An 18,336-nucleotide genomic window follows, 5' to 3' on the forward strand; every position below is an offset into this window, starting at 1 on the left:
CAACAAAGCCGTGATATAGTAGGGGTATCCAATGGACTGAACATGGGGAGGGAATGGGATGAATAAAGATCAGTTCGAACGCCCGGCCGCCGGTTCCGGCGAAGGAATTGATTCAACCGGGACGACCGAATCGCTATCGAGAAGAAAAATGCTGACCGCACTAGGGGTAACGGGAGCTGCTGCGGCTGCTACCGGGATTCTGGGGCTGACGCCTGCCGTTTCTGTGGCGAAAAGTGTTTACGGGGAAGTAGACATTCAGGCAAAGGGGGTTAAACATCAGCTAGACGCTTTGACGGAGAGCGCCGTACAGGTCATTACGATCGCAGAGCTAAGGAGTCTGACCGGTTCAACCTATGCCACTGCGTATTATGTAACGGATCACAACATGGAAGGCGTGTTCGGTCTCGATCCGACGGATACCGGGTCGGCGGATAATACGGGCACGATTATTGTAAGCGCTTCCGGATTGAGGTATAAAAGAGGTTTTGCCGGACCGATTAGCGTCAAATGGTTCGGTGCGAAGGGCGACGGGGCAAACGACGATACGTCCGCGCTGCAAGCTGCAATCGATGCGGCTGCCGCAGAGGGAGGGGAAGTATTTCTTCCATCCGGCACCTATAACATCGGAACACGTTACACCTTCGCCGCTCCGGGAAGTATGAGTTTCGGGTATGCGCTTCGCGTTCCCGGCAACGTTACGATCTCGGGCACGACTGGTACGCTGCTTACGCAGGCGATTACGTATGAGAATCGCAGAGTGTTGTTTTATATCGCTGGCTCGAACGTGGTATTCCGCAATCTGTCGATCGAGAACGCCTATACAATCACTCCGGGCGGTAATCTGTCGAGCATCGAGTTCGGAGCGGGCGACGGGTTCGACGCTTCTTTATCGGTACCTATCGAAAATGTGATGATTGAGAACATCGTCGTTCGGAGGTCGTGGCATCCGGTGAAATTCCATTTCAGCGATGGTTCGGGAACGACCGCGAATAACATCCTGGTGCGGGGAGTCCGCTCGTATCATGATCCGGTCTCCAAAAGCAGCGGCGGCATCAATTTTCGATCCACTCCTAACGGCCGTATTACCCGAGTCACGATCGAATCCTGCCAGATCCACAATCCGGTCACGTCAGCGGGAATCGGTTTGTATGGCGTGCATGAAGCTACCGTTACGGGCTGTCTGTCCACAGGGTCCGGTCCGAGTGCTGCGGGCATCCAATTGGAAAACGGGGCCCGGGCAATCGCCGTTACCGGCAACACCTGTACGGACAATATAAACGGCATATGGGCGGACGACTCCGTCGATGTCACGATTTCCGGCAATACAGTGGTCGGGACGGGCAACGTCAAAGGAATCCGCGTGACGCACCAAGGTTACGCCGATGAGCCGACCAAGATCACGACCGGGATCGTCGTATCGGGCAACAGTCTGCGAGGCTGCCGGATCGTATCCGAGCCGTTCGGCGCTTCTCCCGCAGGCGGCTTCGGCAGCCTGACGATTACCGGCAACGTGATTACTGCGGACGGTTCCAGCATCACGACCGCCATCCATACGACCCGCGTAGCGCAGTTAAACGTAGTGGGCAATACGGTAGTCGGTGCGGGAACATACTCGCTGTACTTCTCTACGAACCCCGACGATTTGCTGGTCGTGTCGATGAATATGACGGCCAAGGCGTCGAGCGAAAATTCCGTTGGCATCAAAGTCACCGGCTTAGCCTCGAATATTAATCTGGTCGGCAATACGTTTGCCAACGGGGTCGACACGTTGGGCGGAGAAAACGGATCAAGAGTAGCCAACGCCGGAATCGGCGGTCCGCTTCACTGGCAGCTCGGAAGCACACGCATTATGGCAGGGGCCGGGTTGCCCGAGCTGGTGCGAAGCGCGCCTCCCGGATCGATCTATTTGAGAACAGACGGGGGCTCAACCTCCACGTTATTCGTCAAAGAGACTGGGACAGGCACGGAAGGCTGGGTCGCCAAATAACGTCATATCGTTGGAACGCGTACAAGCTCGCCGCAGAGATGCGGCTTTTTTTGTGTTCAGACCGGTTACTTTTCCGTGACACGGAGTGGCAATATTCGCTTATGAGGAGGAGTAAGCGAAGGAGTCGTGGGTGCGATCGATCGGGCGGTATGGAGAAGGCTGGCTGGTAGGCAGGCTCGCTGGGGATGGATGCGGAATGAAGCGCGGTCAGCGTCAGCCTCTTCGTCCGTTTCAATCTGCATTCGGTTATGTCGAATTCGTATAAATCGCGATCGCCTATCGTTTCCTGAATCTCCTGACAAATTCTTTTTCGGACCGCCGGTACTCATGGCTCATGCCGGCACCCCTTGAGTATGGTAATTTAAGGATATCTTATTCAGAATGGGGGCGAAATGATGATGGAAAAATCGGCCGGGCAGGAGCGGGGGACGTTATCGCGGGAAAGAGGCGGCGGACAAGCGGTAAACGCGCAAGATCGCCGATATGCAGCGGCAGCCGTGCCGATGTTGGCTGCAGGCGGGATTCCGCCGCGATCCGGAATGAACGTTCTGCAGCTGCAGCGCACGATTGGGAACCGCGCGGTCGGCGCTATGCTGGAGCGGTGGACAAGCTCCAACCCGGGTAAACCGGCAGCGCCACGGACGGGTTCCGCGGTCATCCGGCGCATGATCGACTCGGACGTTCCGGCGGCGACGAACTGGGAAACGCTGGAGAATTACGTCTACCAGACGCTGATCAACCCGCGCAAGCAAACTTTCGAGCAGTCGGTCGTCGAATATATCGAGACGAAAGCCGCCGGGCACGGGCAAATATCTACCCTGTGGGAGCAGGTGAAGGCCGGTTTGCAAAGCAAGGCGGATATCGGGGACGTCACTTCCAAGTTGACGGATATCCGCACAGGCATCAATACGGTCAAGGCGACAGAGCCGGATCATCCGAATAAACGGGGCATCGGCCCTTCGCAGGAACTGTACGAGACAATCCCGCAAAGCGAGACAAGCAAAACAGTTGCGGCGACGATCCGTCTAGCGCTGTTGAACGATTTTACCGCCAATGTGCAGTATAAAATAATCAAACCCAGAATTGGCCCGGCCAAAATGGTGCCTGACAAATACGGGGGCAATCCGATCGTCGGAAAATGGAGCGAGTCGTTCATGATGGGCGTGCTTGTCCTGCCGAACGATGAGATTCATGTGAGCCACAGCGGGTTTATGGGGCAGACGCAACACCAGGTGTTCGAACAGATCGTTCAAGACAATGGCGGAATCCCGGTTACCCACGATACGACGACGAAACATGACCAGTTGACTCAGACCTTCACCGACATTTTGCAGCGAGAGATGCCCAAGCATCCCCATCATCAAATCGTTCAGGACAACGGCCGGGACAAGGTGCAGCACGATCATCCGACGCACGGTACAGTGGTGGAAACCGGCAACCCGGTCGGGACCTGCGCCGCCCCGCAGGCCGTTCACCCGTTTAACGATCCGCATTTGCCCGATTTTCCGGCTAATCTGACCGGCGATACCGCGATGGGGATGACCGAGGTGCTCGTCCGATACGAATCGAAAGTCAAAGTAAAAATGAGCAAGGGACGTGATAAAAAGTATATGGGCAATACGAACCCGGTCAAAGTGCTGGATATGAACGATGCCCCGCAATTGTACAGCGGCGGTCAGGATGTCGTATCTTGCCTGACCTGCCAGTTCCAGCTGCGAGAGACGTTGAAGCGTATCGTCGACCGCAGACGGAACGTATTGAACAAGCAAACGATCGAGAATCTCGAGAAAGCATCAGGAAGATACGGCCTGCTGGAGACGGCGGAGCAGCTGATCGCGGACTTGGGGGACAGCGATAAACGCGATACGTTGGTACATGCGATCGAACCTGGAACCGGTAAAGACGATTCGGGTGATGTAAGCTCGGAGACGACGGAGCTCCGCGACGCGGTCACAGCGTACAAGGAAGCGATCGGAAGTCTGGCGAAGCAGCAGACCGAGCAGCCGGAGCATGTCGAGTGGGACCGCGGAACCGAGCCGGACCGGGCGGCGACTGATTTCAAGGCGTTGACTGGCAAAGAAAAAAAGGTGCGTCAGGAGCAGGGCAAAATCGCGCTTGGCCGTCACAAGCTGGTCGGCAAAAGCATCGATATCGATAAATACGTGGAAGCTGCAGAGAGAAGAAGTAAGGAAGTGGAGAAGGCCTCGCAAAGCGCCCGCAGCAAAAAACACGCCGCTCCCGCAATAACCGATCCGGTAGCCGAAGTGGAGCGGGCGGAGCGAGCGCTTGCGGAGCTGCGCGAATTGCGTATACTCGGGATCGGCAGCGCGGAATCGTTGGCCGCTCAAATCGCGCAGCAGCTCGACCTGTACGTCGAGGCCGGTCGCAAACTGTCCGGTCTGGCTCCAGAAAAGACGGCTGAAGCGGAGCAACAAAACGCGACAATCGACGAAATTGCCAAAGAGCTGCAGCGGCTTGTGCGACAAGTGCCGAGCAAGGAAGAGGCGTATGCCGCGCTTAGAGAGGAGAAGTCGCTTCAAGCGGCTGACGAGGCTAATAAATCGAGCTTGTCCCGTTACGCGGAAAGCAACACCGAAACGCTGGAGGCGGAACGGCAAGAGGCGATGCTGCGTCGCGGGGCGGAGATTGATGCCAACCAGGCGAGGGAGAGACGGGAGAATAAAGCGCTTAAAGAAGCGGAGAAGCTAGAGTCGCTTGCTGGCGATATCGCCAGAATGTATGACATGTCGCTCAGCGCCGCGATCGTTTATCTGGCCTCTCGGCTTCAGGCGGTTCCCGACGATAGTCCGAATCCGATGGAAGACGCTTATCTGTAGAACCGCTGCTGAGGACGAACGCCCCTTCTAACACCGGAAGGGGCTTGTTTGCGTCGTTCTGGGAATCATACGAGTTTGCCCCGGAAGTTCATGAACCGGGGCGCGCATCAAAGCTCATTATATTCTCCTTATCAGCGGGCGGTTCATTCCCATCTTCGATTGATAGCTCAGGGTGGGAATCTTCGTTAGTTGACAAATCTTCGTTCAAATCGATATAATTTAATTGAACAACTGTTCAATAAATCTTTCGGGAGGGGAAACCTCATGAGATTAAACGGTCAAGTTGCGGTCGTTACCGGAGCTGCGTCAGGTATGGGTAAAGCCATTGCCGAGCTGTACGCGAAAGAAGGCGCGAAAGTCGTCGTATCCGATTTGAACCTCGAAGGCGCGGAAGCGGTAGCAGCCGCCATTAAGGCTGGCGGCGGCGAAGCGATTGCTGTACAAACCAACGTCGCCGACCTGAAAGATATTCATACGATGATCGACACGGCCGTAAGCGAGTACGGCACGCTCGATATTTTGGTTAACAATGCAGGTATTATGGACAATATGGCGCCGGTCGGAGACGTGGACGACGAGAGATGGGATCTCATCTTCGACGTGAATACAAAAGGGGTTATGCGCGCGATCCGCAAGGCGCTTCCGATCTTTCTGGAGAAAGGAAAAGGCGTTATTATCAATACGGCTTCGACGGGAGGCTTCAGCGGCGCGCATGCGGGGGCGGCATATACGGCTTCCAAGCACGCCGTTATCGGCTTAACGAAAAACACCGGCTTTATGTACGCGCAGAAAGGAATTCGTTGCAATGCAATCGCACCGGGCGCAACGATGACGAACATCGCTTCGACGATGAGCAATGTGAACGAGTTCGGCGCTTCGCGGACGAAAGTTACCCAAGGCGTTATTCCTCGCGTCGGACAAGCGGAAGAGATTGCGCAAGTGGCTTTATTCCTGGCTTCCGATGAATCGAGCTTTGTGAACGGCGCGGTAATCGCTGCGGACGCCGGTTGGACGGCTGGTTTTTAAAGACCTGTTTTGCTTAGACAAGCTGCTAGTTGCCTGTAGAGTCAGTTGACGTGGAAAAAAGCTGCGGTTTTTTTGCTAGTAACGATCGTCAACAAAGTATACATTTGATCCATTCCGTTATATAATACAGTCCATAAATAGATGATGAACAATTGTGGATGATAATGTTCATTAAGGGGAACCTAAGCGAGGATAAACAAGCGGGGAAGCGGATATGAACGAAAACGATCTAAGAGTTATAAAGACGAAAAAAGCGCTTCATCAAGCGCTACTTGCTTTGCTGAAAACGACATCGCTCGAATCGATCTCCATATCCGCCCTTTGTCGGGAAGCGGACGTGAACCGGGGCACTTTTTACTTGCACTATAAGGACGTCGGTGCCTTGTTCGACGAGCATCTTCAAGAGCTGCTCCGGGATTTGGAGGACTCCTACTATGAGCCTTACCGGCATGTGTCGCATCTGGTGACGAGCCATCTCGATCCGTCGACGATCCGGATCTTTCATCATGTGAAGAAGTACCAGCCGTTCTACGAGATCGTCTTTCAGAGTCAGTCGCCTCTATCCTACTATTATTCGTTGCTGGACAAAATTAAAAGTTTGATGCAGCTCAGCTCCTCGGTATATCCGTTAGGCGGGATCGATCTCTCCCTGCTGGTTGCGTATCAGGCCAATGCGATTATGGGCTTGCTCATCCAGTGGAACGAGGACGGCTTTGCCCACAGTCCGGAAACGATGAACGAGCAGCTCACTTATTTGTTGAAGATGCTGAGCAGCGACCTGCCGTCTGAATAATTGGCGAAAGATTGACATTGAAGTAGAAATGGACCCGCTCAAGCAGCGGGTTTTTTTTATTGGCGTAAACGATCGTCGTGCGGATGGTTTAATACGTCAAACGAATTTATTTTCAAATATACCTTTACAGGAATATTCCTCATGGTGTATATTTAACTTGCAGAAAGTTGATTATAAGAATAAAGGAGCTGGGTGAATCCAGAGAGACCATCATGTAACGAGGTGAGCGGCATGTCGGGAAAAATTCCGGACATGGACGTGACGATGCTAAGCGCATTGGCCGAGCCGACCCGCAAGAAGATCGTCGAGCTTTTGCGCGACGGCCCGCTGAGCGTGGGAGAGATCGCCGAGCGGCTGGGGCTTCGCCAGCCCCAGGCTTCGAAGCATCTGAAGGTGCTTAGCGACAACGGCATATTGGAGATGACAGCCGAAGCCAACCGCCGGATTTACAAGCTCCGGTCCGAGCCCTTTCAGGCGATGAATGATTGGTTGAAGTCTTTCCGGGGCGTTATGGAAGACCGGTTCGACAAGCTGGATCAGTACTTGCGGGACATGCAGGATCAGGATCAACGATAAACGTTTTACTAAAGATGAGGAGGAGTTATAATGTCTAACAACGCAATGGTATCTAGAGTGGAAAATGGTCGGGTGCTGGTTCTGGAGCGTGAATTCAGTGCGCCGCGCGAACTCGTCTACCGGATGTTCAAGGAGCCCGAGCATCTGAAGCGCTGGTGGGGGCCGAGAGGCTGGGAGCTTACTGTTTGCAACATTGATTTCCGCCCGGGCGGGATCTGGCACTATTGCATGAAGTGTATGGATGAGAACCAGGGAACTTTCTACGGCATGGAATCTTGGGGGAAAGGCGTGTACAAGGATATTGCCGAGCCTGAGGCAATTGCCTACACCGATTACTTCTCCGATGCCGACGGTAATTCGAACGACGAGATGCCGGCGACCGAGGTCACGATGGAATTTATTGACTTGGGCGGCAAGACGAAGCTGGTGAACCGCTCGGAATATGTGTCCGCAGAGGCGCTCCAATCCGTGATGGATATGGGCATGCTGCAGGGCATCACCGAAACGTGGGATCGTTTGGAAGAGCGCTTGAACGAGGTCAAATAAGAAATCAAGCGAAAGGCCGTCCGGCTTCTACAGCGGGCGGTTGTTTTATTGTGGCCGGACGCCATGATGGAAGCGCTTCAAAAAGTGCAAAACAATGAACCAGAATGATAAATCCTGCGGCAACAAGATCGTTTACAATGAGGGGAAAGCGGATCTTTGTTCGAACGGATACAACGCCGTTTTTTATTCCAACCTGCAGAAAGGAGAAGAGGTTACGTATACGGGAATGCAGCTAATTGGGCCTCCGGATTTCTTAATCAGGACAGCGGGCTGAATCGGACACGAGAGGACACTCACATCGTTATTCACCTTTACGGTGAACCACAACGGGTAACGGAAGACCGGAGGACCCCGGAAATCACTTGAGCGGGAGTGGTTGTAGTGAAAGGAAGTCGAAGGTTTGCATTCATGGCTTTGGCTGTACAGATCGCGTTTGCAGCCGGTTGTTCGGGGGGACAAACTGGCGGAACAAGCGAACCGTCGGAGAAGTCCGGGGAGACCGTAACGAAGACGAATGTTCCGGAACCGGTCAAACTGAAGTTTCAGCCAGTCGGTGCCGGCTATTTGTATGAAGACGATTTTCAACTGCTAGTGGTCGAACCGCTTAAGAAAAAATATCCGCATATTACGGTCGAATATGTTATGCCGGGTAAAGGGACGATGATCGATGATCTGGTTGCGGCCAAGGATGTACCCGATCTGCTTATTTACGGAATCGGCAACTATACGCAATATCGCGATCTCGGCATTTTGACCGACATTACTCCGCTGGTGAATAAGATGAAGATCGACTTGGGCCGCTTTAAGCCTTGGGTGCTCGATAATATCAAGGTAGAAGGCAAGCTCTATAGTTTGCCCTATGCGATGAATACGAATGCGATCTATTATAACCTCGACCTATTCGATAAGTTCGGCGTCCCTTATCCGAAAAGCGGCATGACTTGGGACGACATCATCGAGGTGACGAAAAGGCTTAGCCGATTCGAGGATAACACCCAGTACAAAGGATTTATGTACTTGAACAGCTACTGGCTCGGCTACCAATTGTCGTTGCCGTTTACCGATCCTGCGAAAAAGAAGTCGATGATCCATACGGACGGATGGAGCCGCGCCTTTCAGATGATGAAAGCGATCGATACGATTCCGGGCAACGAGCGGGGCAGCCCGGTTGCCGATTTCTACGACAAGCGTAATTTGGCGATGGTCGGCGCGTATAATCTCATCCCTACCTTGAAGCAGGAAAAGTACAGGACGCTGCGCTGGGACGTCGCCGGTTATCCGAGCTTCAAGGAAAAGCCGAACATCGCTCCGCCGGTGGACTTGCATCAGATCACCATCTCGAACAGCACCAAACATCCGGAGGAAGCGATGCAGGTTATCGATCTGTTGACCTCGGAAGAAGTGCAGCTGATCAGCGCCCGGAGTACCGGACGCGCGTCGCCGCTGCTGAACAAGCGGGTCGAGCAAGAGCTGGGTGCAGATATGGAGCTGATCAAGGGGAAAAACGTGACCGCCTTTTTCGATACACAGCCGGCTCCCAACGTGATGTTTGCGAATGAGGACATTGCGGTACAGAGAAGCATCGAAAAGTTCTACAAAGAATATAGCAGCGGCTCGATGGACGTAAACGTGCTGATGCAAAAAATCGGGGAAGACGCGAACCAGGCGATCAGCGTTTTAAATAACAAGTAGTGGATAGAGGACGTATGCGACAACATAGACTCTATTTGACGATAGAAGCCACTGCCCTCGCCGGGTGGTGGCTTCCCTATGATTCGTTTGGAACAACCGGGGTCAGGGGAAAAATTGAAGAGTTGGCCATATTTGAACTCTAATCTTTTCCGAAATCTCTCAGTAAAAAAGGGGAAACGCGATTGGCGAAGAAAGAGTTTGCGTCAATTGCACTTAAACGGTTGAACCGCCATATACCGAAAGGTACGTATGGTGGTGTGAGAGGCGGCTACTCAACTAATGAGTAGCCGCCTACTCGATTATGTGGCTCGTACAACCTTCTAAAGTTTAGGAAAAGGGTGCTTTTACCCGGATTCTCTTTCAACCAACCGGAACGTGAGTAGTATTTTCTCTGGAGGAGAGCCCGGTTTGGCGATTCTGCGCTGTAGGGCTTCGATCGCCCGATATCCGAGCATCTCTTTACCCAAATCCACTGTGGTCAAAGGGGGGATGGAGTGCGCCGCTTTTTCGGTATTGTCAAATCCGACCACTTTGCATTGCTCCGGGACGGAAAAATGATATTTCTTAAATAAATTCAGGAGGTCGAAAGCGATCTCGTCATTGGCGCAAACGATGGCATCGGGCAGCATGTCTTGTTGAATTCCTGCGATTTTTTCCTCTAATACGGAGAGCCAGCGTTCGTATTTCGACGGAAGGCTCCATTTACGCAAGGTCAGCTGCTTTTTGGAGATCTGGTTTTCCTCAAAAACGGCGTTTTGACATCCCCACCATCGCTGTGTAAAGCTGACGGAATGATGGTCGGAGCCGATGAACAAGATCGACCTGCAGCCGGAATCAATGATCCGTTTGCACAGGGCCCTGGCCGCTTCGAAATTGGAATTGACTACACAATCGAGACCGGAGAGCGGTTCTTCATGATCCGTTAAAACGATCGGGATGTTCAGTTTCTTCAAAGATAACAAATAAGAAGCAGGCACGTCGCCGATGATCACAATCCCGGCACAAGCGGAACGGTCGGCATAGGCCGGAAAAATAAACTCCGTGTCTTCGCTGGAATTCGTAATCATCAGATGATTCCAACCTACTTCGTTACATCCGTTAATGATGCCAGCTAACACTCGGTTCCAAAAGTAAACCTCATTCAGCTTGGAAGAATCCATCAGTACAAAAATGAAAGGTTGTGAGTCGGCTTCGGCGGCAGGACGTTTGTATTTTTTGTTAGGTAATTCTTTGTCGACAGGGGCACTGGAAGTTTTCTTCTGTCTCCATCGATAACCCATGGCTTTAGCTGTTTCGATGACTTCCAGTCTTGTTTCCATGCTGACTCCAGGCTTTCCGGATAATGCTTTGGAAACGGAGTATTTGGATACTCCCAGACGATCAGCAATTTGCTGCATGGATACTTTCATAAAGGAAGTTCTTCACCACCGGTCGGGATTTGTTAGCTTCGAAATAAAAGAGCTAACAAAACTAATTTAAAATGAAAGCAGTGAAAAGTCAAACAAGAAATATTTTGGTTCTCACTCTTGACGGCTGTTGCGGAATGCATTACTTTAAAGGTGCAAAAATACTAACAAGGTTACAAACATAACAAAATATAAGGAGGTATCGAAATGGATGTAATGGCGGATGGAGTATGGCCGACAATGGTCACTCCTTTCAAGGAATCGGGAGCCATCGATTATTCCGGTCTGGAACGATTGATTGCCTGGTATCTCGACCAAGGGGTGGACGGCTTGTTCGCGGTTTGCCAATCGAGTGAAATGTTCTTTCTAAGTCTGGAGGAACGGGTTGAACTGGCCCGTTTTGTCAAGGAGAGTGTTCATGGACGAATTCCGGTGATCGCCTCGGGACATATTTCGGATCGTCTGGACGATCAGATCGAAGAAATCGAAAGCATCGCCCAAGCGGGAATCGACGCCTTTGTCATGGTGACCAACCGGCTAGCGGCAGCGGATCAATCGGAAACAGTCTGGGTTCGGCATGCAGAGACGCTGCTGCAGAAGCTGCCGGGCATTCGTTTCGGATTATACGAATGTCCTTATCCGTATAAGCGGTTGTTAAGTCCCGAGCTTTTAAAGTGGTGCGCTTCGACCGGAAGGTTCTACTTCCTGAAGGATACGTCATGCAGCTTGAGCGATATCAGCGCGAAAATGAAAGCGGTTAAAGGAAGCTCGCTGAAAATATTTAATGCCAATTCCACCACATTGCTTGAGTCTTTGAAAATGGGCGTGTCAGGTTTTAGCGGCGTGATGAGCAACTTTCATCCTGATCTCTATGTCTGGCTGGCGAAGAACTGGAAACAAGAGCCGCAGAAGGCGGAGGCAGTCCAAGCTTTTCTCAGCACGGCGGCACTGATCGGTTCACAACCTTATCCGGTGAACGCCAAGTACTATTTACAGAAGGAAGGGGTGCCGATAGGGCTGAACAGCCGCAGCCTGGACAGTCAAACCTTAACCGACGTACACAAGCTGGAAGTGGATTACTTGAAATCGTTAAGCCACATGTTCAGAGAATCAAGCATTTTTAATGTGTTGTACGGTTAATCTCAAATGGAATGGGGAGGGTTACATATGAATCGCAAATGGAAGTCGTTCATTGCTACGCTTGCCTTCGCTATGATCATGTCCGGATGCGGCGGCGGAAGCTCGGGAGGAAGCGCTGTTCGTACGGGCGAAGAGAGTCCGAAGCCCGGCGAGCCAGCAGACGAATTTGACCGGAGCAAGCCAGTCACGCTAAAAATTGTTGATACGGGATTGGTGACGGATGAGGAGTTTCAGCGATTCGTTGTCGAGCCGGTGAATAAGAAGTATCCGAATATTACCCTGGAGCTGGTTCGGCAAAAATATTCCGTCGATCGTTATGAGTTGCTGCTGGCAAAAGGCGAAAAATTCGATTTGTTGTTCGAGGCGAATTTGCTGTTCGACGATGTGATCACAGCGAAACTGGCGGACAACATGGAGCCCATGCTCAAAAAGCATAAGATCGATACAAGCAAAATCGAGCAGGTTGCACTAGACTCGTTCAAGATCGCCAGCGGTGGCCAATATTTATCAGGCGTCCCATTCACGAGGCACTTTAACGTGCTTTACTATAACAAGGATTTGTTCGACAAATTCGGTGTGGCCTATCCAAAGGACGGCATGACGTGGCAGGAGACGATTGAACTGGCACGCAAGCTTACGCGGACGATCGACGACAACGCATACAGGGGCTTCGATCCGGATCACGTGTTCCGTGTGGCTTCGACACTCGGTTTGCCGATCATCGACGCAAAGACGCAAAAGTCAGCGGTTGCCGGCGAGAAATGGAAAGAAATTTACGAGATGTACAAGACGCTCTATGAAATACCGGGGTATAAAGAAAATTTCGTCAGCCCCGGCAATTATGGAGAGTTTACGAAAGGCAAGGTCGCCATGTTTGCCGGAATCAATCTCTTGCCGTATATTTCGAAAGTAAGCGACCAACTGAATTGGGATATGGCGGCATTCCCGAGCTTTAAGGAAGCACCGGGGATCGGTCATGAATTCGACGGACATGGCATCGTCGTCACGTCCATCAGCGAGAACAAGGATGCCGCCTATAAGGTGGTGGAAGTACTTCTTTCCGAAGAAACGCAGCTTGACATGTCGCAGAACGCGAAAATGCCTGTGCTGAAAGATGCGAAGGTGAGAGAAGAATTTGGTAAAAATGTTGCCTATCTGAAAGGGAAAAACATTCAGGCCATCTACAAATCGACCCCGGCCAAATCCCATGTCTCGACGCTATTCGATAGCAAAGCGAGAACGGCGATGAATAAATATAATACGGAAGTACTGAAGGGTACGAAGGATATCAATACGGCGCTGCGACAGATGGATGAAGAAATAAACAAAATCATAGCCGAAGGAAAAAAATAACGGCATCCTCGCCGAAACGAGAAGCGTTTACAGGGGGCTCATAAAGGAACGGGGCGAACCTCGAACTGTACGGCAATATCAAATCCGGAACGGCCAACTGGATGGGTCCGATCGATATGGAAGGAAAGGGTTGAAAGCAATGAAACTTCAACTTCGAAGCATGAAAAAACTCCTGCTCGTTCTTACTTTTCTAGCGGTTACGATTGTTACCTTATTCAATAATCAGACGCTCTGGTCTCAGAAGCCATCCGATAAGCCGATCGATCCCGGCATTCCAGCGGAAATCTACGATTCGGAGTTTTCCCGAACGCTTGTTTCGCAGATTGATTTCAGCGATGCATCCACTCGGGTTTATCTTGGCTCGCCGAGTATCGTGCGTGTGGACGAAAATACATTACTCGCTTCACATGATTATTTTGGTCCGAGCGACCCAAGTCAGAAGACTTCCATTTTCCGTTCGGAGGACAATGGGCAATCTTGGGTGAAGGCTGCTCTGCTCGACCAAATGTATTACGGCAAACTGTTTATGCACGAAGGTGCCGTTTATTTATTCGGTGTTTCCGGCAAGCCGTTCAAATCGATCGTCATCCGCAAATCCGTAGATCGCGGCAGCACCTGGACGACGCCGTCCGATTCGAAAAGCGGGCTATTATTTACAGCGAACGGAACGAACGGTACAGACGGGTACCAGACCGCACCTACTTCCGTCATTATCGCAAACGGTAGGATATACCGAGCTTTTGAAGCCGCAGGCCCTCCATACGAATGGCCGAAGCACTTCAAAGCGATGGTCGTTTCCGCGCCTGCGAATGCAGACTTGCTGGACGCGGCGAATTGGACGAAAACCAATGAGCTGTCGTACAACCCGGACTGGACACCCGCATCGTGGAACAGCACGAAGCCCGGATGGCTGGAAGGGAATATCGTACAAGCGCCGAACGGAGAACTGTGGAATGTTTTGCGGGTGAATTCGACTCCGATAAGCGGTAAAGCGGCGATCGTGAAGTTGTCGGCGGACAACAGCAGCGTCAGCTTCGATCCGGCCACAGGCTTCATCGATTTTCCCGGCGGGATGAGTAAATTCACATTGCTCTACGATGAACCGAGCGGGACCTATTTATCTCTTGTAAATAACAATACAGCTCCTTCCAAAGCGGATCAAAGAAATGTGCTTTCGCTGTATGCTTCGGCCGACCTTGTGCACTGGAATCATGTTCGGCAATTGATATCGGACGATTCAGGTCTATCTGATCTTAACTCGATAGCTAAAGTCGGTTTCCAATATGTCGATTGGCAGATCGACGGAGAGGATATCATCTATGCTGTCCGTACTTCCTTTGACGGCGCGGATACGTATCATAACAGCAATCGGATCACCTTTCACCGGTTCAAAAATTTTCGGAGTTATATGGATCCTCCCAGAGGCGCGTGGTCCTTTAATGAAGCATCCGGATCGCTCGTTTCGGATTCCTCCAGATTCGGCGTAACCGGAACCGTATATGGAGCGACGAGGACCTCGGGTTATATGGAAGGTGCGCTAAGCTTTAATGGAATCGATCAGTACGTGGATCTAGGGAATACATTGAAATCGGCGCTAAACAATGCTTCCGCCGTCACAATTGCCGGTTGGATCAACAATCGTTGGCTGCCTGCAGAAAGTGAAGGCGAGTGGATGTTCGCAACAAATGCAGCCAATAAGAAAGCTGGAGCCGAAGTTCTGCTGCGCGCCAATCACATCAGAGTCGGCGGCAGAAGCGGTGCGGACGAGAATTACGAGTATAAAGACTATGCCTTTACCTCTACGGCACAATGGCATCATGTAGCAGGAATTATAGATTATAAGAACAATTCCATTCAGCTTTATATCGACGGCGTGCCGCAAATTCCAGTGAAAGATCGGAAGATCGCTTTCGGCAGCCAAGCTTACCATCCCGGATCTTCAGAACATCCGGATACGATCGGCAAAAGTTCGGCGAATGGCGGATTTTTCGACGGTCTGATCGATGAGGTGAAAGTATACGGGAGAGCTTTGTCGCCGAATGAGATTTATGGGCTGGCATACGACGGGCTGAAGGGATATTGGAAGTTTAATGAAGGAAGCGGGACGAAGGCCCCGGACTCATCCGATTCCGAGCTGAATGGAAAAATCATGGGGGCATCGTGGCTTAGCGGGGAGCAAGGCCAAGGCTTGCGTTTTGACGGGAATGTCGACTACGTCGATTTGGATTACAAAATAGGGGCGGCCTTAAACGGCTCGCCGTCGATTGCTTTTTCCGGCTGGATTAACGAAAGGGTACTTTCCAATTCCGGAGGCAGAACGCTGTTCGGAACCAGGATTAATGGAGCGACTGCAGGCTATGAGCTTGTTGTATTAAACAATTCCATCCGGGTTGCCGGAAGAAGTACACCTGCGGATCCGTATTCAAGCAAAGATTTTGCCTATCAGCCATCGGGAACTTGGCGCCACATCGTCGGGATCCTGGACATTAATGGGGAGGACATCAAGTTATATGTGGATGGTGTCGAACAACAGCCGGTCAGCGGTTCCGTCAGTTTCGGCCGAAGCGTTTACGAGCGTTTTCTGCCGACACAACCGGACGCCATCAGTAGAAGTCCTGCCGGCACTTCGTACTTCACCGGCATGATGGATCATGTGATGATATTCGGCAAAACGTTAACATCATTGGAAGTCGAGCATTTGTATCAACAGCAAAAAAACATTCATCGCATCGGTCCAATGGATGAATATCCTATGAGAGCAAGCGCTAACTTTCGAAAGTAATATGCTTACTAAATTTGCGAAAGATCCTTCAGTTTTAGGGATTTCATTTCAAATGAGCTCCTGCGCGGTCCCTGCGCGGCAGCTCATTTTCTTTTTGTGTACGCCCAGCATGGGCGTCATCTCAAGGGTGAAAGTCCCGAACGGGGGCTGGGGGCAGAATGATGACGTTCTTATCTGGGGAGGCCTGTGGAATACGCGAAGTCACTTCGTAACCGCGGCTGAGAAGCCGCGCTGAATTCACAGGAGGACCACTAAGCCCGCTGTAAGCGAACATTCTGCTGGATGGTTTGGACAAAGAACTAACCGAACGGATCGCGAGATCGTTTGATGGGCTATTCGAATCGTCGCTTCCATGTTCCTTAGGAAACTGAATCCGAGGAACTTACGGTTCCCAAAGAGAAGTTGCGAGAGCTGACGAACCGAACACGGTCAATGACTATGGAAAACCGGATGCCGGAGCCGAGCCAGGCGAATCTGAGAGAGCAGTCCCTCTTTGACCGAGGACTATTACAAAATCTCTCAGGAAAAAAAGGGGAAACGCGATTGGCGAAGAAAGAGTTAGGATCTGTTTTTTTTCCAAGGCTCGACCGAAGAGCGGCGGATTGCCGGTGAAAGAACGGGAGAAGGAGCACGCGGGCAGAGCTTCACCTTCTTAGCGCCAGTCCTGTCGGTCCCCGTGCCAGAAGTAACTGATCTTTTGAAAGGGAGGGGTTCTTATGAAAGTCAAACGTATTGTCGCCAATATCCATACACCGAATATCAACGCCGCCAAATCCTTTTACGAAGATGTACTTGGTCTGGATGTCTGGATGGATCACGGGTGGATCACAACGTACGGGTCAAGCGAGGAGATGGGCGTCCAGATCAGCTTCGCCTCGCAAGGAGGTTCCGGTACGCAAACGCCGGATATGTCGATTGAAGTTGACGATGTCGATGAAGCGTTCGAACGGATGAAGGCCGCCGGCTTCCCGATCGAATACGGCCCTGCGGACGAGCCTTGGGGAGTTCGTCGGTTTTATGTGCGTGATCCTTTTGGCAAGCTTGTGAATATTTTGGCTCATAGGTAAGGCAATCGGCATCTTTTTTGAGTTTTTCAGACGGAATGTAGTTGTATTTCCTGAAACTATACAATTGCTTGAAAATCTCAAACAAAGCGGATATAAAATTGGAGTGATAACGGATGTACCGACGGGAATGCCAACCGAACTAATTCTTCAAGATATAAATGCATTTAAAGACAACATTGATTTTTTCTTATCTTCAATAGATTGCGGTTTCCGTAAACCAAACAAAAAAGGGATTGAATTGATTTCAGAAAAGTTTGGGATTGATCTACAAAACATTGCATTTATCGGAGATGAGGAGAAAGATATTCAAACAGCTAAAAATGCTGGAGTCATGTCTTTCCTAATTAATAGGGATAAGCGGAATAAAAACTACGGCGAAGATATACAAATAAAAAGTTTAATCGAGTTGTTAGATTTTGTGAAATAGTGTTTTCGAATAAGTGGTAGGAGATTCGGTGGACTAGGAATAGGCTATATTCATGATCAAACCGGACTCAGGTCAGATAGTGATGTGTTTAGGCAAAAAGCTGCTGATTCCAATAACAGGAGGCTTCTCTGTTTATTATGTTATTAGCATAGGACCAGCCCTTCATAGTTCGAGTAAAGTAATTATTTACCAGGTCAGGAGCGATTCCAATGTCCGCAATAGCGATCGAAGGTGCTTCATTCGTAATGGTAGTAAAGAACTTGGAACAAACCGTTGAATTTTACTCCAAGTTAGGTTTTATATATGAAGTGAACGGTTCCAAAGTAAAACATCATCATATATCAAGGGATAGTCTCACACTAATTTTGGTTGAAGCCTTGCAAGAGGAAGAAGTGAGCCCGATCAGTTCCCGTTATGAGGAGCAGTATTTTGACGTTTTTGCCTATACCAATGCCGTAGATGAGTTAGCCAAAGAAGTGATGGCACAAAACATACCGATCGTTAGAGAGCCGCATTACACTAAAGATTGGAGCGAGTTTACATTCCGGGACATTAACGGCTATCAGATTGCGATTGGCGGCGGGGTTAGTAATAAGGGATTGATTAATAGAGGAAATAGCCTCTCGGAATTAGACAGGAATTGAAGGAAGATGGTGGAAGAAGCACGAGGTTGGGAGCTGGAAGTCATGGAAAATGAAAACCAG

The 18,336-nt window shown here is 50.8% G+C and carries 14 protein-coding genes; 13 read left to right on the forward strand and 1 reads right to left on the reverse strand.

From position 1 onward, the window contains the following. Nucleotides 1–58 precede the first annotated feature (58 nt). From IDH45_RS09440 to IDH45_RS09470, 7 genes are all read left to right on the forward strand, one after another. Entirely contained in the window at nucleotides 59–1,987 is a 1,929-nt protein-coding gene (locus tag IDH45_RS09440) for a glycosyl hydrolase family 28-related protein (RefSeq protein WP_190926894.1), read from the forward strand. A gap of 395 nt (nucleotides 1,988–2,382) precedes the next feature. Next, complete coding sequence (locus tag IDH45_RS09445) at nucleotides 2,383–4,824, forward strand: coiled-coil domain-containing protein (RefSeq protein ID WP_190926896.1); 2,442 nt, start codon at nucleotides 2,383–2,385, stop codon at nucleotides 4,822–4,824. 264 nt (nucleotides 4,825–5,088) lie between these two features. After that, entirely contained in the window at nucleotides 5,089–5,850 is a 762-nt protein-coding gene (locus tag IDH45_RS09450) for an SDR family oxidoreductase (protein WP_190926897.1), read from the forward strand. A 214-nt stretch (nucleotides 5,851–6,064) separates the two neighbouring features. Next, nucleotides 6,065–6,643: a TetR/AcrR family transcriptional regulator gene (locus tag IDH45_RS09455; protein WP_190926899.1), complete on the forward strand. Its 579-nt coding sequence runs from the start codon at nucleotides 6,065–6,067 to the stop codon at nucleotides 6,641–6,643. Between the two features lie 231 nt (nucleotides 6,644–6,874). After that, entirely contained in the window at nucleotides 6,875–7,219 is a 345-nt protein-coding gene (locus IDH45_RS09460; protein WP_190926901.1) for an ArsR/SmtB family transcription factor, read from the forward strand. Nucleotides 7,220–7,249: 30 nt separating this feature from the next. After that, nucleotides 7,250–7,765, forward strand: coding sequence for an SRPBCC domain-containing protein (locus tag IDH45_RS09465; RefSeq protein WP_190926903.1), 516 nt, complete (start codon nucleotides 7,250–7,252; stop codon nucleotides 7,763–7,765). Between the two features lie 408 nt (nucleotides 7,766–8,173). Next, nucleotides 8,174–9,457, forward strand: a complete 1,284-nt coding sequence (locus IDH45_RS09470; RefSeq protein WP_190926904.1) for an ABC transporter substrate-binding protein — start codon at nucleotides 8,174–8,176, stop codon at nucleotides 9,455–9,457. 344 nt (nucleotides 9,458–9,801) lie between these two features. Here IDH45_RS09470 and IDH45_RS09475 read toward each other — a convergent pair whose 3' ends face one another. Continuing rightward, nucleotides 9,802–10,866, reverse strand: coding sequence for a LacI family DNA-binding transcriptional regulator (locus tag IDH45_RS09475; RefSeq protein ID WP_190926906.1), 1,065 nt, complete (start codon nucleotides 10,864–10,866; stop codon nucleotides 9,802–9,804). Nucleotides 10,867–11,070: 204 nt separating this feature from the next. Between IDH45_RS09475 and IDH45_RS09480 the strand changes: the two genes are divergently transcribed. The 6 genes from IDH45_RS09480 to IDH45_RS09505 all read left to right on the forward strand — a co-directional run bounded on the left by IDH45_RS09480 (nucleotide 11,071) and on the right by IDH45_RS09505 (nucleotide 18,276). Then, on the forward strand, nucleotides 11,071–12,003 hold the full coding sequence (locus tag IDH45_RS09480; RefSeq protein ID WP_190926908.1) for a dihydrodipicolinate synthase family protein: 933 nt from the start codon (nucleotides 11,071–11,073) through the stop codon (nucleotides 12,001–12,003). 27 nt (nucleotides 12,004–12,030) lie between these two features. Then, a complete protein-coding gene (locus tag IDH45_RS09485) occupies nucleotides 12,031–13,356 on the forward strand; it encodes an ABC transporter substrate-binding protein (RefSeq protein WP_190926909.1) in 1,326 nt (441 codons plus the stop codon). A 139-nt stretch (nucleotides 13,357–13,495) separates the two neighbouring features. Next, on the forward strand, nucleotides 13,496–16,138 hold the full coding sequence (locus tag IDH45_RS09490) for a sialidase family protein (RefSeq protein ID WP_190926911.1): 2,643 nt from the start codon (nucleotides 13,496–13,498) through the stop codon (nucleotides 16,136–16,138). A 716-nt stretch (nucleotides 16,139–16,854) separates the two neighbouring features. Further along, nucleotides 16,855–17,205 carry a VOC family protein gene (locus tag IDH45_RS09495; protein WP_190926913.1) on the forward strand — a complete coding sequence of 117 codons (351 nt, stop codon included), beginning with the start codon at nucleotides 16,855–16,857 and terminating at the stop codon, nucleotides 17,203–17,205. A gap of 10 nt (nucleotides 17,206–17,215) precedes the next feature. Continuing rightward, nucleotides 17,216–17,632 carry an HAD family hydrolase gene (locus tag IDH45_RS09500; RefSeq protein ID WP_317891180.1) on the forward strand — a complete coding sequence of 139 codons (417 nt, stop codon included), beginning with the start codon at nucleotides 17,216–17,218 and terminating at the stop codon, nucleotides 17,630–17,632. A gap of 209 nt (nucleotides 17,633–17,841) precedes the next feature. After that, nucleotides 17,842–18,276 carry a VOC family protein gene (locus IDH45_RS09505; RefSeq protein WP_190926917.1) on the forward strand — a complete coding sequence of 145 codons (435 nt, stop codon included), beginning with the start codon at nucleotides 17,842–17,844 and terminating at the stop codon, nucleotides 18,274–18,276. Nucleotides 18,277–18,336: the final 60 nt, after the last annotated feature.

This window comes from Paenibacillus oceani (assembly GCF_014705615.1).
Lineage (GTDB): Bacteria > Bacillota > Bacilli > Paenibacillales > NBRC-103111 > Paenibacillus_AB > Paenibacillus_AB oceani.

Coding starts and splice junctions, on each gene's coding strand:
- IDH45_RS09440 (WP_190926894.1), top strand. CDS start 59: ATGAATAAAGATCAGTTCGAACGCCCGGCCGCCGGTTCCGGCGAAGGA.
- IDH45_RS09445 (WP_190926896.1), top strand. CDS start 2,383: ATGATGGAAAAATCGGCCGGGCAGGAGCGGGGGACGTTATCGCGGGAA.
- IDH45_RS09450 (WP_190926897.1), top strand. CDS start 5,089: ATGAGATTAAACGGTCAAGTTGCGGTCGTTACCGGAGCTGCGTCAGGT.
- IDH45_RS09455 (WP_190926899.1), top strand. CDS start 6,065: ATGAACGAAAACGATCTAAGAGTTATAAAGACGAAAAAAGCGCTTCAT.
- IDH45_RS09460 (WP_190926901.1), top strand. CDS start 6,875: ATGTCGGGAAAAATTCCGGACATGGACGTGACGATGCTAAGCGCATTG.
- IDH45_RS09465 (WP_190926903.1), top strand. CDS start 7,250: ATGTCTAACAACGCAATGGTATCTAGAGTGGAAAATGGTCGGGTGCTG.
- IDH45_RS09470 (WP_190926904.1), top strand. CDS start 8,174: ATGGCTTTGGCTGTACAGATCGCGTTTGCAGCCGGTTGTTCGGGGGGA.
- IDH45_RS09475 (WP_190926906.1), bottom strand. CDS start 10,866: ATGAAAGTATCCATGCAGCAAATTGCTGATCGTCTGGGAGTATCCAAA.
- IDH45_RS09480 (WP_190926908.1), top strand. CDS start 11,071: ATGGATGTAATGGCGGATGGAGTATGGCCGACAATGGTCACTCCTTTC.
- IDH45_RS09485 (WP_190926909.1), top strand. CDS start 12,031: ATGAATCGCAAATGGAAGTCGTTCATTGCTACGCTTGCCTTCGCTATG.
- IDH45_RS09490 (WP_190926911.1), top strand. CDS start 13,496: ATGAAACTTCAACTTCGAAGCATGAAAAAACTCCTGCTCGTTCTTACT.
- IDH45_RS09495 (WP_190926913.1), top strand. CDS start 16,855: ATGAAAGTCAAACGTATTGTCGCCAATATCCATACACCGAATATCAAC.
- IDH45_RS09505 (WP_190926917.1), top strand. CDS start 17,842: ATGTCCGCAATAGCGATCGAAGGTGCTTCATTCGTAATGGTAGTAAAG.